The organism is Brevibacillus porteri, from assembly GCF_003013475.1.
Taxonomy (GTDB): domain Bacteria; phylum Bacillota; class Bacilli; order Brevibacillales; family Brevibacillaceae; genus Brevibacillus; species Brevibacillus porteri.
Genome location: NZ_PXZO01000042.1, coordinates 61,134 through 78,066 on the forward strand (window position 1 = coordinate 61,134; position 16,933 = coordinate 78,066).

The 16,933-nt window shown below is 49.2% G+C and carries 12 protein-coding genes; 1 reads left to right on the forward strand and 11 read right to left on the reverse strand.

From position 1 onward, the window contains the following. Position 1: 1 nt before the first annotated feature. From C7R92_RS20680 to C7R92_RS20720, 9 genes are all read right to left on the reverse strand, one after another. Positions 2 to 2,677, reverse strand: a complete 2,676-nt coding sequence (locus C7R92_RS20680) for a YhgE/Pip domain-containing protein (protein ID WP_106835489.1) — start codon at positions 2,675 to 2,677, stop codon at positions 2 to 4. 134 nt (positions 2,678 to 2,811) lie between these two features. Then, a complete protein-coding gene (locus C7R92_RS20685) occupies positions 2,812 to 4,398 on the reverse strand; it encodes a DUF4179 domain-containing protein (protein ID WP_106835490.1) in 1,587 nt (528 codons plus the stop codon). After that, positions 4,385 to 4,942, reverse strand: coding sequence for an RNA polymerase sigma factor (locus tag C7R92_RS20690; protein WP_106835491.1), 558 nt, complete (start codon positions 4,940 to 4,942; stop codon positions 4,385 to 4,387). The genes C7R92_RS20685 and C7R92_RS20690 overlap by 14 nt, the downstream gene beginning before the upstream one ends. A gap of 182 nt (positions 4,943 to 5,124) precedes the next feature. Next, positions 5,125 to 9,021: a metallophosphoesterase gene (locus C7R92_RS20695; protein WP_106835492.1), complete on the reverse strand. Its 3,897-nt coding sequence runs from the start codon at positions 9,019 to 9,021 to the stop codon at positions 5,125 to 5,127. A 52-nt stretch (positions 9,022 to 9,073) separates the two neighbouring features. Then, positions 9,074 to 9,415 carry a DMT family transporter gene (locus C7R92_RS20700; protein WP_017246700.1) on the reverse strand — a complete coding sequence of 114 codons (342 nt, stop codon included), beginning with the start codon at positions 9,413 to 9,415 and terminating at the stop codon, positions 9,074 to 9,076. Further along, complete coding sequence (locus C7R92_RS20705) at positions 9,408 to 10,190, reverse strand: HAD family hydrolase (RefSeq protein ID WP_106835493.1); 783 nt, start codon at positions 10,188 to 10,190, stop codon at positions 9,408 to 9,410. The genes C7R92_RS20700 and C7R92_RS20705 overlap by 8 nt, the downstream gene beginning before the upstream one ends. Before the next feature lie 40 nt (positions 10,191 to 10,230). Then, the gene (locus C7R92_RS20710) at positions 10,231 to 11,931 is read right to left on the reverse strand and encodes a putative 2-aminoethylphosphonate ABC transporter permease subunit (protein WP_106835494.1); all 1,701 of its coding nucleotides are present in this window, start codon (positions 11,929 to 11,931) and stop codon (positions 10,231 to 10,233) included. 14 nt (positions 11,932 to 11,945) lie between these two features. Then, a complete protein-coding gene (locus C7R92_RS20715) occupies positions 11,946 to 12,977 on the reverse strand; it encodes an ABC transporter ATP-binding protein (protein ID WP_106835495.1) in 1,032 nt (343 codons plus the stop codon). Positions 12,978 to 12,997: 20 nt separating this feature from the next. Continuing rightward, on the reverse strand, positions 12,998 to 14,089 hold the full coding sequence (locus C7R92_RS20720; protein WP_106835496.1) for a putative 2-aminoethylphosphonate ABC transporter substrate-binding protein: 1,092 nt from the start codon (positions 14,087 to 14,089) through the stop codon (positions 12,998 to 13,000). Positions 14,090 to 14,332: 243 nt separating this feature from the next. Here C7R92_RS20720 and C7R92_RS20725 point away from each other — a divergent pair, with 243 nt between their 5' ends. After that, positions 14,333 to 14,878: a GbsR/MarR family transcriptional regulator gene (locus tag C7R92_RS20725; RefSeq protein WP_106835497.1), complete on the forward strand. Its 546-nt coding sequence runs from the start codon at positions 14,333 to 14,335 to the stop codon at positions 14,876 to 14,878. 57 nt (positions 14,879 to 14,935) lie between these two features. Here the strand turns inward: C7R92_RS20725 and C7R92_RS20730 are convergent, their stop codons facing one another. Continuing rightward, the gene (locus C7R92_RS20730) at positions 14,936 to 15,919 is read right to left on the reverse strand and encodes a FecCD family ABC transporter permease (RefSeq protein WP_106835498.1); all 984 of its coding nucleotides are present in this window, start codon (positions 15,917 to 15,919) and stop codon (positions 14,936 to 14,938) included. Then, positions 15,916 to 16,926, reverse strand: coding sequence for a FecCD family ABC transporter permease (locus C7R92_RS20735; protein WP_106835499.1), 1,011 nt, complete (start codon positions 16,924 to 16,926; stop codon positions 15,916 to 15,918). Before C7R92_RS20735 ends, C7R92_RS20730 begins: the two co-directional genes overlap by 4 nt. Between the last annotated feature and the right edge of the window lie 7 nt (positions 16,927 to 16,933).

The window sequence follows — 16,933 nt, forward strand, 5'->3', positions numbered from 1 at the left end:
TTTACCCAATAATCTTGGTCTTTTTCGCATTCTCCATCGACTTTTCAATAAGTCCGCTCAACGGACGCTTCAGCGCGAGCGCCACAAACAGGCTGATCCCGATAAAGCCGAATAATACGAGAATATCCCGAATCGCCGTTTCCCAGAGGATGCCGCCCACACCTTCACGCAACAGGCTGATCGCATACGTGAAGGGCATGTATGGGTTCAGCGCTTGGAAAAACGGTGAAGTCATGCTGATCGGGAACGTACCGCCCGAGCTGGAAAATTGAAATACCATGAAGATGATCGCTATGCCTTTGCCCACGTTGCCGAAAACGGACACCAGCGTGTACGTAATCGTAACGAACACTAGGCTGATCAGCATACCGAATAACACAAACGGCGCTTTATCCGCCACATAGGCCCCGAGGATGTAAATATCACCGAGCGTGACGAACAACGCCTGAAGTAGTCCGATGGTCGCGAACGTTCCCAAGCGGCCCAGATACAGTTGATACGGCTTGTACACTCCTCCCGGATTTTCCGCATTCGGCTTCAGCAGAGAAATCAACAAGGTCGCACCTACCCAAAGAGACAGCACACCGTAAAAAGGTGACATGGCCGAACCGTAATTCGGAATCGGATATAGGCGGTTTTCCTTGATCTGCACGGGACTTGCGAGGAATTCGCTCTCTTTTTTAATGTCGCCGCGCAATAGCTTGGCAAGATCGGCGAAGTTGTTGTTCGCCTCGACTTCTCTCAGCTTGTCAGCTGCCTGCCCAATGGCACTCTCCAGCTTTGGCAGATCATCGCGAACCAATGCGGCAACTCTGTGGACTCCTGCCTCCACCTCCGGGAGCTTGTAGCGCACAAAATCAGCCAGCTTGGTCAAATTCGCCTCCGCTTTAGGCAGATCGTTCTGGACGAATGCCGCTGCCTCGTCGAGCTTCTTCCCGATAGTAGGAAGATTCCCCTTCAAGAATGGAGCTGCTACGCGAATGGCATTTGCAAAAGCATCCGACTTGCTTCTGAGCGTTTGTGCGAGCTCGTGGACCTGCGCCTGTATTTGCGGCATCTCCTGCTGGATTCGTTTCAGTTCTGCCAATCCCAGCTCCAAGCCCGTCTTTGTCTCTTGGAGAATCGCTTCGATATCCGGAAGTTTTTCTTGGGCCTTATGCAGTAGATCGGCAGATTCTCCTGTGATCACCTTCAGCCTTTCAATACCCTCGGATATTTTCGGGACGATTTCGCTATCGTAACGGGACAGGATGTCTCCCAATTCCGCGCTGGTGTTTTTCGAAAGCTGATTCAGACTTTCGACTAAGTCTTTCGCAGGCTGCTTGCCTCTTTCCAGCGCGCTTGCAATCATGCCGAGAATCTCGATTTGCCGGTTCATTCTGTTCTCAATCGTGCGCAGCCTCTCTGCGAAATGACTCAATGGCTGTCCAGGAATATAACTGTTTACTTTCTCTACAAGCGATGCCGTATGCCCCAAAACATTCACGGCTCTGGCTAATCTGTCTTTCACGGCATTTACCTCACTCGCAGTAGGCAGGCGATCCGGATTGATTTGCAACAGTCTGTCTGTGAGTTGTGTGAGTGCATCCGAGGCTTGCTGGGCTAAGATGAGATTTTGCTTGATCAGCGGTGCAATCGTTTCGAAGGCACCATCATGCCTCGCAAAAAAGTCATTGAGCTGATCGGCAACAGCCGCGCCCTTATCAGTCAGATCAGCGATACGCGGCAACGCATCTTGAGCAGCCGAAACGATCTCAATGGCCTGACTCGCTTTTTCTGTGGCCGTAGTCACTGCGTTTGCGACTTTATCAAAATTTTGATCCAGCTCTTCAATTCGTCCGACGGCTTGCTCAATCACCGGCAGCTTGTCTTCCATCGCGATAATGACAGACGCCGCCTCATTGATTTTCGGCCAGTTTTGCTGAATCTTGAGCACGGCCTGCCCTGCTTGATTGATTTCGGGGATTCTTTTTTCCACTTCCAAAATGATCTGCGCTTTCTCGTGAATCTCGGGAAGTTTCTTCTCAATCTCCAACACTTTTTGCCCAGCGGCACGAATCTCGGGCAGGCTTTTTTCTAGTTGGAAAACGCCACTCTCGATTTTGCGGATGGTCGGCAATTGCTCTTCAATTTTAATGCCGATCTCTGTAAGCTTCGTCAGCAAGGCTTCACTGACGCTTTCCGTAAAGCTCTCGTTGATCTGCTTGGCAATCGCTGAAACACCTGACGAGGTGATTTTGGGTGCGACCGCGTTCACCTTTTCATTGACCGTATAGATCACTTCAGGCTTGTTCAGATTGCCATGGACAATTCCCGTAATTTTTGTGGAAAAGTCAGCTGGGATCAGAATGCTGGCATAGTAATCGCCCCGCTCCACGCCCCGCCTGGCCTCTTCTTTGTCCACAAAGGTCCACCCTAGTTTCTGGTTGTTGTGCAAGCTCTTTATGAGCTCGTCTCCGATGTTGACCTTTTGGTCACCAACCGTGGCTCCCTGATCCTCGCTCGTCACCGCCACCTTGACACCTTGCGTATTGGCGTAAGGGTCCCAGACCGATTTGATGTTGATCCAATCGTATAAACAAGGAAGGAAAATGATGGCGATGATCAGAAAAATCCCAGTCGGAACCTTGAAAATGTTAATCCAGTCCGTTTTGTAAATCTTCCATATAGACCGCATGTATGTACCACCTAGTAAGAAAGAATGGATGAATCGTTACACTCACATGACAGTTTACCATGGAAGGAAATGATCGGGAATGAGCTGTCAGTAGTATCATGAGCTGCTGCACGTCAATTTATAAAGGACAATCTTCAACGCGCTGGACTCACCATGTCAAAGCTCCAATTCACATTTTCATACCTTTTTACTAGCTGACTGGCCGTGATCGTTACCGGTTGATTTTCCCTTCCTTTCGGGAAATCGCGGATCGTGATCGTTCTTGCTTGGGGACGATCTTTTTTCGTAGAAGGATCTTCCATCTCCATTTTGACGATGCCCAATCCAATCGCATCGATTCCACGGTATTCATAGGTGTCCTGGTGGTAGGTGAACTCTGCCTCTACGATACCGACGTATCCGGATGTGCCGGGAGCTGGATTAATCTCGGGAGCAATGTGAAACGACTTTAAGACAAACGTATTCCCCTCGTTGGTAAAGGTTAGAGGTTGTTTGTTGAGTTCAGCAGGCGTAAATGTCAGTAGCAGATCGGATGGTTCTGCCTTCTCGATGTAGACAGTACGATACGTCAGCTTTTTGTTTGGTCCAATCGGTCCATAAAACTCCCCATCTGCCCCGTTCGTATCCATCACAACCTTGCCTTTCTCATCGACGATTTCCCACATGACTGCCGCATTCATCCCAAAGAAATCCCATATCTCCTTGGCTGTGACCTTGTCCGGGTAAAGCGAATTATAGACCTTCACTCCTGCTTGCACTCTTGATTCCATACGGGCAAGCTCTTGCTCATTCATTTTGGAGGAGAGAATCAACTTCGATTCCATTGGCGTCAGAATCAGTCGGTCAGCCTCTAGGAGAAATCCTTGCGGCGAGGTATACGTTTTCTTGATCGGAATCGTTTGGGTTGCCGACTTGCTTTTTTCCAGCGAGACAGGAATCTTCAAGTGCCACCTTCCGTAAGTCCGATTAACCTTCTCTTCTTTCTCTTTTGAGGCTTCATCGTGCAGATCCACTCTGTTTACTTTCAGATTGAGAATCAAATCGTTCGGTATATTTTCAGGGAGATACAAGGTCTCGAAGCCGTAGGAATGCTGTACCTCGGTTCCGATGTACTTCCCATTTTGGTCTGACAGGAAAATCCGGTTATCCTTGTTTTCAAATTCAATTGAAGCTTCTAGCTCTTGATTTTTCTCTGTGAAAAACCGAATCGACACGTACATTTTTAATGGATCGACCAAAATCTCATCTACCATCATAGTAATGCCTTGATCGGTTACCTTTTGATTCACTTTCTGGGAAAAGCCCAGATCGCCTCCACGCTGCATTTCCACGATAAACGACTCAGAAAAAATCGACTGGACATAGTGAGCGAGCGTCGGAGATGAGACGACACCCACTGTCAGGGCAAGCAGCAGTATGGCTGCAGTGAGACCTACCTTTTGCCATAGACGACTACTTGACCATTTTTTTAGGCGTTTCGGTCCTTGTTGTTGCTCTTCTACCTGTAAAATTTCCGCCATGACTTTTTCGGTGAATTGATCAGAGGCGGACACGATCGGCCAAGGTTTACTCAAGTCGGCATCTACTTCGTCGACTTCCTGAAGCAGCATGGACTGACAATGCTCACAAACAGCGATATGGTCCTGAAGCTGTCTTCCCTCTACAACTGAAAGCTCTCGGTCGACCTGATTGATCAGCCTGACACAATCAGCACATTTCATGAAGCTCCCCCCTTTTTCCCATGAGCTCACGCAGCTTTTTCTTTGCACGGTACAAGTGAACCTGCACGGTTGTCACCGGTACTTGCATCGTCTCAGCAATTTCTTGATAACTCAGCTCTTCAAAATAACGCAGCGTAAGTACAATCCGGTAATGGGAAGCGAGCTCTTCCATGACAGCGAATAGCTCGGTTTGTTTTTCAATCGCCAAGTAAAACGACTCCGGATTTTCTTCGCAGGTATGTGCCATTTTGGACTCTTGTAAAGGTACGCTCGGATGCTTCTCGGTCCTCCGCCAAGCTTGCAGACAACAATTGATTGCGATTTTGTTTAACCAAGCTGAAAACGGACGGCTAACATCGTATTGCTGCAAACTTTTATACGCATTGACGAAAGCTGACTGTGCGAAATCTTCTGCATCCTCTGGGGAATTGCCCATCCGCACGAGTAAAGAGCAAACCCTGTTTTTGTACTTGTTCACAAGGTGGGAAAAGGCATGCGGGTCGCCTCCCAAGACTTGTTTCACCCACTCTTGATCCTCCTCCATAAACTGTCTCTCCCTTCTATTTCTATCACCAGACATTCCGTTCACTTCTACTGTCCAGCAATCATTCTACCTTTACTATGAAAAGATCGGTTTTTTTCTTACAAGGACTGGATAAATATTTTTCAGGACAGAAAAAAAGCCCAACCATCACTGGTCAGGCTCTTCCTAGTCAATCAGTAACTCTATTTTCTCACTTTCAACGTGTACTCGCTTGTATGACCATCGTTTTCGGCAACAATCGTCACTGTGGTTTTGTCCCGTGTATCCTCATGGATGGTTACCAGGCCATCCTCGCTAACCTCGGCATCTTCCGTTTCCACGACACTGTAAGTGGTTCCTGTGCTTTCTTTGGTCATATCGCGTCGGCTGCGGTCCGTCATGATAGCCGATACGCTCATTTGAACCGTACTACCAGGCTTTACTGTACTCTTTTTGGCGGACAGATTGATACTCTTAACCTCTGCAATCGTGAACGTCACTTTGGTCGATTTTTCTCCGTTGCTCACCTTGATGGTAACTTTTTTGCCAGGTCGCGCATCCTCGGAAATCACGATCAAGCCGTTTTCATCCACGGTGACGCTGCTGTTGTCAGATTCATAGACGGTTCCGCTCTCTACATCAGTCAAATCCTGCTCGGTACGGTTCGAGAACCATCCGGTTACCTGGAGCTGGAGACTCTCACCCGGCAACAAGGATGCCCGGCCTGGTGTCACGTCCACTCTTTGCAGACCTGTATTTGCTACCATGTAGATTCCCAGCTTCTCGATTTCAAAGCTTGCGCGATCACCTGTTTTGATCACATCTACTGTTTTGCCTTTGGAGGTCTTGAGGACGTTCCATACTCGCTTCGATTCATCATAGTACTGAGCCGTTAAATATTTTTCCTTCTGCTCGTACGGCAGAATCATGCGGACAGTCTCGCTGTCAAAGCGCTTCATTTCCTTGTTATCTGCTTCTAGGCGAACTTCGTACATATCGCTGGCATTGCCCGATTTCGAAGGCTTTTTGATATCGTCCGGCTTCGAGAGCTCGACGTGGATATCCGCACCGTCATGCTCTTTGAGAAGCTCGCTGGACAGCCACACACCTGCTTCTTCCTTGTTCACCAGGGCTACATTGATTTGTTTTTGTGCCAATGCATCGACGATATCACCACTTAGTGTCATCGAAGAATTTTCTTCTTCCTTCGATTTTTTCGCTGCACGCACTTCATGACGAGCGCCGTCCATGCGAATCTCGATTGTCTTCTCCAATCCAAACAGCGATGCTTGCTTGTCCATTGCTGTCTCGATGGACTCTACTGCTTGGGCAAAACGTTCGATCTGAGCGACTACCTTCTCCGTATTTTCGCTATCGTCTGCTTCGATCGTGCTGACCTGTGTCAAAAGTTCAGCGATTGGTTCTTTCAGCTTTTTCACCCATTTTTCAGAGAGATCGTCTTTATCCAGCTTGGCAATCGTCGTCTCTGCTACATGAGCCATGACTTTTACTGCTTGCTCCCATTGTTCTTGATCGTTTTTCTCGATCTCACCTACAACAGGCAAGAAAGCATCCTTCAACAGGGAATAGGTCTGTTCTAACACTTGATCCTCATCGACGATATCCTCTTTCCACTTGGAAACCATCGCGGCCAACACGGTATCCGTTGCATCGGAGACCAAAGCAAGATGCGTAGAGTCACTGAGCTTGTCGTCCTTGATCAGCTTGGACAATTGCTTGATCGCATTCTCGGCTTGCTTCTCTACTACATCCTCATCTGTAGCGTTCTTAATGGCATTAGCAGCAGCACGATTGGCTTGGCGCAACTGCTCATCTGGCGTGAGTACAGGTGGATCTACCGGTGGTGTGACTGGCGGTACTTCGGTAAACGCGTCCTTCAGTGCTGTTTGCGCAAAGTCCACTGACTCTGTGTCCTCTTGCTTGGAGAAAGCGAGAATTTTCGTCGTGCCATTCGGGATCGCCGTACCATTCGGCATCACGTAGATGACCTTATCGCCTGTCTTGGCTACAGATGCGATCGCTGACTGATCGGACAGCTTGCCCTCGCCGTTCCCCCAGTAGAGTACATACTCGTCAATGTTCGCTTCATTTGCCGCAGGAGTGATCGTGACGTCCCCGCCAATCACACCCTTATTTGTGTCGGCATCGGTAAAGGATACTGCCTGTGGTGCCTGTGCCTGCGTTTCATCGACAATCGTAAAGGTCACGCGGCCAAGCTCCAAATTATCGTTATCTGTGCGATACTCCGCTTCCCCGACATAAATCGCATCGTATTTGCCCGGAGCGAGCTTCAAATCCTTGAATGAGACCGTTCCATTTGGTTGCTTCACGCCGCTCGTTTTTTGCTGAGCGATTGCTTTTACATTTTTGCCCAACTTCGTGCCTGTAGGGAAAATACCGATCCAGTCTTCTCTTACCGAACTCGTGTAGGCCACTTCAATCGCTTCTGACGACAGGTACTTCTCCTTCACCATCTGAACCGTAGGATTGCTCAAGGTCAAATCTGGATCGGTAGAAGGGTCTACCACTGGAATTTTCTTGGATAGATCAATTTCATATTGTGCATTGGCGATCCACATGTCGTTTTTAAAATCTCTGCCTTTTACCAGGACTTTATCCTTGTAAACTTCCACGAAAAAGCCTTGGCTTCCGTCCTTGCCTGTATTGGCGTCTGTCCACAGATAAGAGGTAGCACCCGCATTAAACATCGTGGCGTATTTGGCGTTGTACATCGTATCCTTCGCACCCAACTCCCAGTGTGTATGTCCACTGAACAGGAAAGCTCCAGGATGCTTCGCCAGGATCGTTTTCAATTCTGTATCTTGTCTGACACCGTACCAGTAATTGCTTTTGAGATAGCCATCATTGGCACCGGCTACCGTGTTCTTCAACGGTTGGTGATGGAAAATGAACGTCGGCTTGCCCCCAGACTCAGCCAGCTTCTCATCCAGCCATTTCAACTGCGTTTCAGACAGGTAGGAATAGTCTTTCAGCCCTTTTTCCGTGCCAAGGAAAATGAACTGGTAGCCGTTGATCCACTCATTGTAGTAGCTGGACTTCATGTTGGTGTACTTGTGGAACAGCTCGGAAAACTGCGTCCAGTCCCCCCAGCGAACGTCGTGGTTCCCTTGCACAAAATACGTTTCCGGGAGTTGGTCCTTGTACATGTTAAAAATCCGGGCCAGCTCCATGTATTGCGCTTCGGTTCCGTTCTCGGTATTGTCCCCGATGGTCATGAGTCCGTCACTGTCCGGATTCAGCGCAACCATATCTTTGAAAGCATCTTCGAGGTTTTTATTATGAACGTGATCCTTGCTGGTTTGCACATGCATGTCGGTGATGACTTCAAAGCTGACCAATGGCTTCTCTTTCACCATTCCTGGGATCGTAAACTCTGCGCTCGCAATCGTTTCACCCGCAGCTGAATCCGAGTAAGCGAGGAGTTTCGTCGCACCTTTTGGAATGACCGTGTTAGCTGGGATTGTATAGGTCGCATACGTTTCACCTGGCGTAGTTGGAGGCTGCACTTGTGCGATGATCGGCTCTCCAGGCAGTTTTCCGACATCATTTCCCCAGTACAGATTGTAATGAGCCACATTCGCAGTATCGGCAGGGATTTTGATTTTCACATCGCCTGCGATCTGGTCTGCATCGTCATCCGTATCGACAAAAGTAATACCCGCAGGAGGATTCAAGGTAATGATCGAAAAAGGAGCCCGCTGAAAAATGTTGTAGCCGTCATTTTGCATGTACAGTGCCTCGTACTCACCTGCTGGCAATGACTTCGTAAAGCTCATCGCACCATTCGGCTGACCGTTTGCACTCGTATATTGCCAAGCGAGAGAAGGATTGCTGCCCTGTGGAATGGCACCTGCTTTATACAGTCCGATCCAATCCTTCAGGGAAGCTCCTGTATACGACAAGGACATCGGTTGACCATACAAATAGGTTTGCTTGTCCATCGTGACGGTCTGCTCTCCTGCTGCCTGAACGCCTTGGATCATAAAAGGTTGAGTCATTCCCATGAAGGCAACCGTAACACCCAGTACCATCGACATCGTTTTGTTTATCACTTTCATAATAAACGCGCACCTCATTTCGATCAGATTGATAGAGTCCGACTGATGATTTTTACACGACCTTGCTGCTGACTTTCAGACCAATGACACCAATCACAATGAGTGACATCCAGAGCATTTGCTGTAGATTGATCATTTCTTTGAATAAGAAAATACCGACGAATGTAATGAGAACAATCCCGACACCAGACCAGATCGCATAAGCGACACCAACCTGTATATAGCTGAGTGCGAAATTAAGCAGAGTAAAGCTGGCACCGTACAACAGAAACATCAGAATGGATGGCCACAGCTTGGTAAAGCCCGCAGATAGTTTCATCGAAGTCGTACCTGCTAGCTCCAACAGAATAGCGAATGCGAGGAGAACCCACCCCCACCCGATCCCCTCATTCATGCCGTGATGCCTCCACCTTCAGCTGCGCATAGGAGGAAATCACCGCTTCTGCTTCCTCCAGGATTTGAATCCGGTCAGAAGAGTCTTCCTTGCTCACAATGCCAATGGTCACCGAGACACCTGCACTTTTCCCCATGCGTATGTCGCCGCTCGTATCGCCGATGACAGCGACTTCTCTCGGCTTCAAGCCCAATTGGGTACAAGCTTTTACCACCATGTCGGGATAAGGCTTGCCACGCTCTACCTGATCATTCCCGATAATGACTGGAAAATAAGAGCGAATGCCCATCCATTCCATGTGCTTGATCGCTTCCTCTGTTTCGTCTGCGGTTACAATCCCCATAAACATTCCGTGGTCGCGACATTGTTCGAGGAACGGAATCAGCCCCGGGATGGGATAAGCAGGACGAGTCTGATCCATATCCTGATAAGCTCGCTCCTTGCACTCTCTAGCGAGTCGCATTGATTCTCCCCACGATAGTCCCTGACGATAACCTTGCCATGCCAGGATCGCAAGCAAATCACCAGTCGAGCCCATCGCTAACGGACCATTGATGCTGTAGTCGCATACGTGCCCGTCTTCGTCGTGAACAGTCCCCCACAGCTCTGCGAGAGGAGCGATCTGGGCCGGCTGTGGAAGCTGTTTGGCAAAATGACGATGTACGGATTCGCTCCAGTACCCCCAGAGCCGCACAAACTCCAGCAAAGTACCATCCTTATCGAACAAAATCGCTTTGACCGTATATCTCTTGTTGTTAACAAGTAAGTCGGGCATCTTTTTCCCACCTGCATTCCATTTTGAATCGGATTTGACTTTACTCTTTCGTCCTGACGAGAAGCGCATCCGTTCTTTTCTGAATCTTGCCTGCCATCCACATGATCGCGGTACGTACCAACAGATTCGCTACAATGATTAACGTAGACATCGCAGCAGCTTGCGCGATATCACCTGAGTCCTCCTTATTCACAATCGCAACCGCAGCCGGTTTCAGGTCTGGTGCATACAAGAAAATAATGGCCGAGACCGTCACCATGCTGTTGATGAAATAGTAGAGGAACACTTCCAGAATCGTCGGCAATGACAGCGGAACTGTCACCCGCAGCAATGTCCGATACCAGGGCACGTTCATCGATTCCGATGCAGCCTCGAACTCGCTATCCAGCTTCTTCAGACCGGACGTCATCGTCAGGAAAGAAACCGAGTAGAAGTGAACGATGTTACACAAAATGACGATCCAAATCGTGCCGTAAATGCCGTGCAGCGGTTGATTCGGATTGTTGAAAAAGAATACGTAGATCAAACCGAGCACGAGTCCTGGCAATGCAAGCGGCAGCATGGACAGAAAATACGCTGACTGACGTAGCAGACGATGCCCGCGTGACTTCTCGATGAGATACGCGAACAAAAAAGTAGCGACTGTGCCAATCAATGCCGTCGCAAACGCGATAAGCAAGCTCGTTACAAACGGTCCTTCCTCATCCAAAAAGTCTTCGTAGTGCGTAAAGGAAATGGACAGATTGTACGGCCACACTTTTACAAGAGAGCCGTAAATAGCAACCAGGATGATGCTAATAATCACAGCGGACACGGCGGAGCAAAGCACGTAGAACAACCCATCCCGCAGTTTGTTGCGTTCAATTCGGTAAGGGGTGGACTTCGCACTCAACCAACCGCTCTGTTTACGCTGGGAGATGCGATCGATCACAAATGAGATGACGGCTGGTATCAACAGCAGCACCCCAACGGCCGCACCCATTTGCATGTTCTGTTGCCCAATAACCTGCTTGTACAAATCTGTCGCCAGCACGTTGTACTGCCCGCCGACCACTTTGGGAGCCCCGAAGTCGGTAAAGGTCAAAACGAAGCAGACAAAAATGGCACTGATCAGCGCAAATCTCGTACCTGGTACCGTGACCGTCCAAAATATGCGCCACTTGGACGCCCCGAGCGTCTCTGCCGCTTCATACATACGGTAATCTGCACTTGCGAGTGCCACCGACAGCATCAGAAACGCCTGCGGAAACGTATAGAGTACCTCCGCCATCACAATCCCGATAGGCCCGTAGAGCTCCATACGGAATTCCGGCAACAGCCCAAAAAATCCGGTAGAAATCAGCCCTTGATTGCCAAACAGGTAGGTCAGCGCCAAGCCGTGCAGCATAGAGGGTGCGAATAGCGGCAAGAGTGCAACAGACCGATAAAACCATTTGCTACGAATCGCGCTTCTCTCCAGTGCGTAAGCAAATCCGAAGCCCAGCGTAACGGCAATGATCGTCGTGACCGTCGACACCTTAATGGAGTTCCACAATGACATCACGAGAGCTGGCGTCGAGAAGTAATTGGCAAAGTGCATAAGCCCAATAAAGTTCCCGTCCTGATCCGTAACGGCCTTGATCACCAGCTCACCAAGCGGCAGCAGGATGGCAAACAACAGCGCGATGGTCATGCAGACGATGATCGCGTTTTGGCTCCATTGGTTAGCATCTGGGCGTATTCGTTTTAACCAGGTGTCCATATCGTATGCGCTCCTTAGCCAACAGCCAGGTCTGCCGTATCATCAAAACGGATGACATGCTCTGGCGGCAGAGTGAAGGCAATTTTTTGATCCGGCCAAACATGATGAGACACCATAGCATGTGCCGGGACATCAATCGTGACAAACTGTTGCAACAAAGTACCTTGTCGACCGATTAACTCTGCGACAATCCGATAATGCGTACCGCGATATTCCAGCTCGCGCACGATTCCTTGTCTGCCTTTTTCATGCCCGTCACGCAGCAACTGAACATGCTCCGGACGGATGGCGAGCATAGCCTGTTCCGAGTGCTTATCCGACTGGATAAAGCTGATGGCTCCGATAAAATCAGCGACAAATGGCGTTTTAGGACGCTCGTACACTTCTTTTGGCGTACCGACCTGAATGATGCGCGACTGGTTCATAACCACGATGCGGTCCGCCATCGTCAACGCTTCCTCCTGATCGTGCGTTACCATAATCGTCGTCATCCCGAATTGATGATGGAGCCGACGAATTTCGTTTCGGAGTTTGGCACGAACCTTGGCGTCCAGCGCAGATAATGGCTCGTCCAAGAGCAAGCAGTCCGGCGAAAACGCCAAGGCCCTCGCCAGTGCTACCCGCTGCTGCTGCCCTCCTGATAATTGGGCCGGGACTTTGTTGCGGTGTTCTCCCAGCTCAACCAGATGAAGCATTTCCTCTACCCGATCAGCAATTTGTGCCTTGGAGAAGCGATTACGCAATCCGTAAGCAATGTTTTCACTGACCGTCAAATTCGGAAACAAAGCGTACGATTGAAACATCATGCCAAAATTCCGTTTCCCTGCTGGCAACGAGGTAATGTCTTTCCCGGCAATGACGACGCTCCCTTGATCCGCTTTTTCCAGTCCTGCGAGGATGCGCAACAACGTTGTTTTACCGCAGCCGCTCGGTCCGAGCAGACAGATGAATTCATTCTTGGCAATGTCCAGTTGAATGTCCTGAAGCGCTGTGTGCTTCCCAAATCGCTTGGCGAGATTGCATAATGACAAATAGCCTTGCTCCATCACAAATGCCCCTTTATTCTTTACTTTTTCGGTTCAGCCTTGGAGCCGTACTTCTGCTCCCACTCTTTCAGAATGCCTTCGCGGTCTCTTGCTGCTTGATACAAGTCCAGCTTGGTCAGCTGCGATACCGGATCTTGTTTGTAGCCTTTTGGAATTTGACTTCCTTCTTGCTTGATGCTCAAAATCGCGTAGTTTTTGTTGTATTCCTTCATCGGCTCATCACTGATCGCCCAGTCGAGGAACAATTTTGCTTCTGGCTTGATGTCCTTTTTCTTTACGAGCGCGCTCGCTTCCATATCCCAGCCCGAGCCTTCTTTCGGGAACACGACTTCGACTGGAGCTCCTTTTTTCTGTTCCTGAATGCCGCTGTATCCATAAGAGATACCGATTGGCGCTTCACCAGCGGACGCCATCTTCGCCGGCTTGGAGCCAGAGTGCGTGTAGACCATCATGTTTTCATGCAGCTTGTCCATGTATGCCCAAGCCTTGTCTTTGCCGTACAACTGATGCAGGGCGTTGACGGTCAAGTAGCCTGTTCCAGAAGAAGCAGGGTGAGGCATCGCGATTAAGCCTTTGTATTCTGGTTTGACCAAATCTTCGTACGACTGTGGGATGGGTAGATTGCGCTTTTCCATCTCTGCTTTGTTAACAATAATGGCTGTCTCCCAAATATCCATGCCTACCCATTTCGGCGGGTTGGCCTTGTCCTTGAATTCAGGCAGTACACGATCTACGCCCTTGGGAGCATATGACTCCAACATTTCCATATCGTCCATCACCAAAAGACTGGTGGCAGCCAGACCCCAGATTACGTCGGCTTGCGGATTGTCCTTCTCGGCAATCAGCTTGGCTGTCATGATACCAGTGGAGTCACGAACGATGTTTACTTTGATATCCGGATACTGCTCTTTGAAAGAAGTCAGATACGTCTTGATCTGTTCATCTTCAATGGCCGTGTACACATTGATTTCTCCAGATGCGTTAGACACAGCAGCCGTCGAACCGGTTTGCCCACTGCTCGATGCTGTTCCCTCTGTCTTCGGTGCTCCGCAGCCTGCCAACAAACTCGTAACGACCAACGTTGCTACCATCACATTCCACTTGATTTTCACTGTGATTCTCCTTTTCTGAAAGAAAGTATCGGATAACAACCATCTGTGTTCAAAAATTATTGTACATTCGCTTTGTGTTTCGCCCATGAAACCACTGTTAATGGAGCATTAAGATTACGTAAATGCTCATAACAATAGCTTTATCACTGTGTAGAAAAACTTTTTGCTATAATGGAAGTATCATACAAAAAGAATTGAACGAAATAATGATGACGGTGGCACGAGAGGGAAGTGAATATTCGTATGTCTTTGAACGAGGAAAATGTACCAGAAGAAAAACGCCTCCATATTCGTAAACAAATGATCGAAGCCATAGCAGAAACGATGGACTTGTATGGCGCTACTCATTCCTCGGGTCAGCTTTACGGTGTCATGTTCTTCGAGAATCGCCCGATGACGCTCGACGAGATGAAAACACAGATGAACATGAGCAAAAGCAACATGAGCTATGCAGTGAGATCCTTAATGGAATCCCGCATGGTCAAAAAACTCGAGGAAAAGCAGGAACGAAAAGAGCTGTATGCGGCGGAGACCAACTTCTTCACAGCGTTCCAAAACTTTTTCACATACAAGCTGCAGCGTGAAATCGATGTGATGACCGGTGCCATCGACCAGGCAATGCCTGAATTAACCGAGCTGATCCTTCAGGAAAGTACCTCTGATGAGGAACGAAAGCTCGCCCTCCAAGATTTGCACAAGCTCAGACATGCAAAAAAGTATTACGAATGGTTACAAAATTTTGTGTATACCTTGGAACAAGGTGATTTTTTCGAAGAAGAGCCCGAATAGAAAAAAGCCATCTTTCTCTCCAAAGCTAGAGGAAAAGATGGCTTTACTTTTTACTTTTTACTTTTTCTTCTCTTGACGCACCAAATACAAGAAGTACGGAACACCGATGACCGCCGTCACAATACCCGCGGGAATCTCGATCGGAGGATTCAGTCCTCTCCCTAATGCATCTGCAATGACGAGAATCAACGCGCCCAAAACCGCCGCACCTGGCAACAGATAACGATGCTGATGACCGAATAGCTTTCTCGCCATATGTGGAGCAATCAATCCCACAAAGCCGATCGAGCCAATCGCCGCTACACATGCGCCTGCCAATGCAACCGCGAGCAGCAAAAGCATATAGCGCGTTCGCACGACATTCAGTCCGAGCCCGGTAGAGCTACCTTCATCTAGACTGATAATGTCCAGCTTTCGGTGCAGGGCAAGGCTAATGGGAATGAATACGAGCAACCACGGCAGCAAAGCGTAAATTTCATCCCAGCCTTTCCCCCACAAGCTCCCTGCCAGCCAGACAAGTGAATCATTGGCTTGCATCGGATACTTCACCATGATGAATTCCGTCAACGCTTGACAGCTCGCCCCTACTCCCATACCGACCAAGGCAAATGTAGTTGGCTGTGCACCGCTTTTCCGAGTGAAATAAATGAGGGCAATCGCTACCGCCAGTGCTCCCAAAAACGCGACAATCGGGAGAAGAAGTGGTGAAGCGGTCGGAAACAGAATGATGACAACTACCGCGAACAAGCCCGCGCCTTTGGTTACACCTACGACATCCGGTGATGCCAGAGGGTTACGGATCATTCCTTGCAAAATCACACCAGAGATCGCGAAGCCCGCTCCAGCAAGAATCGCGAGCAACGCCCGTGGCAATCGATAGTTTTCAATCATAAACGTAAGCGACGAAGATTCGCCCATGATCACCCGAATGATTTGATCAGGGCCGATAAAGATCGGACCGATCCCCATGCTAAGCAATGCTGCCACTAAGATTAAGACAACGAGGCCACTCAGGAGCAGGGTGTTTTTCCGCGACGTCATACCATTTCCCTCCCCTTTTTTCTCGCCAAGTAAAGAAAGAACGGGGTTCCCAGGAGAGCCGTTACAATTCCTACAGGAGACTCAAACGGATAGGAAATCAAGCGAGCCAGTACATCGGAGATTGTCACCAGGACAGCACCACCAAGCGCAGACACAGGGATAACGACCCGATAGTCAGTACCCACGAGCCTCCTTGCGATATGCGGAACCATCAGTCCGACGAATCCGACAGCTCCGGCGACAGCAACAGAGGCGCCTGCCAAAATAACGACCACAACATAAGATAGCAGTCGGACGCGGGCGATTTTTTGTCCCAACCCCATCGCGACTTCCTCCCCCAGTCGAAACACAGACAAAGAGCCGGACAGCCAGATCGCCAGCAGGAGTCCCGCCATCGACCACGGCAAAATCAATTGCACATCCGTCCAAGCCGCTCCGCTAATGGAGCCAGACAACCAGTACAATACATTCGATATGTGTTCGTTAAAGATGATGATTCCCTTCGTAATGGAGGTGAGCAGCAGGTGGATGGCCATTCCTACCAAAGCGATCTTGAGATTGGTCATCCCACGGGAAGCTGCGAATCCAAAGACAACAAGTCCCCCGACAATCGCTCCAGCAAATGCAAAATAGATGAGATTGGCTTTCCCGATATCCGGTAAAAACACAATCGCGAGTACGACCACCAAACAAGCCCCCGCATTCACGCCAAATACTTGCGGAGATGCGAGCGGATTGCGGGTAACGGCCTGCATCACTGCTCCTGCCACAGCCAAATTCGCCCCAATGATGGCTCCCAGTATGGCTCTCGGAACCCGGATGGTTTGGAAAATCAAGAGCTCCTTGGAGTATTCACCCGATATCCAATGCGTCACTAACGATCGAATTTGCAGCGAAGCTACTCCGGTAAACAAGCTCAGCAACAAACCAATGAGCAAGAGGATTGCCAAGCCGATCGCAATGAGGACAAAGGTACCTTTTCGTTGTCGTGTCGTTGTTTTCTGCAATACAAGC

Bases quoted from the DNA above. Each gene is read 5' to 3' on its own strand.
- C7R92_RS20705 (WP_106835493.1), bottom strand. From the start codon at position 10,190: ATGCCCGACTTACTTGTTAACAACAAGAGATATACGGTCAAAGCGATT.
- C7R92_RS20690 (WP_106835491.1), bottom strand. From the start codon at position 4,942: ATGGAGGAGGATCAAGAGTGGGTGAAACAAGTCTTGGGAGGCGACCCG.
- C7R92_RS20680 (WP_106835489.1), bottom strand. From the start codon at position 2,677: ATGCGGTCTATATGGAAGATTTACAAAACGGACTGGATTAACATTTTC.
- C7R92_RS20700 (WP_017246700.1), bottom strand. From the start codon at position 9,415: ATGAATGAGGGGATCGGGTGGGGGTGGGTTCTCCTCGCATTCGCTATT.
- C7R92_RS20715 (WP_106835495.1), bottom strand. From the start codon at position 12,977: ATGGAGCAAGGCTATTTGTCATTATGCAATCTCGCCAAGCGATTTGGG.
- C7R92_RS20730 (WP_106835498.1), bottom strand. From the start codon at position 15,919: ATGACGTCGCGGAAAAACACCCTGCTCCTGAGTGGCCTCGTTGTCTTA.
- C7R92_RS20710 (WP_106835494.1), bottom strand. From the start codon at position 11,931: ATGGACACCTGGTTAAAACGAATACGCCCAGATGCTAACCAATGGAGC.
- C7R92_RS20725 (WP_106835497.1), top strand. From the start codon at position 14,333: ATGTCTTTGAACGAGGAAAATGTACCAGAAGAAAAACGCCTCCATATT.
- C7R92_RS20695 (WP_106835492.1), bottom strand. From the start codon at position 9,021: ATGAAAGTGATAAACAAAACGATGTCGATGGTACTGGGTGTTACGGTT.
- C7R92_RS20685 (WP_106835490.1), bottom strand. From the start codon at position 4,398: ATGAAATGTGCTGATTGTGTCAGGCTGATCAATCAGGTCGACCGAGAG.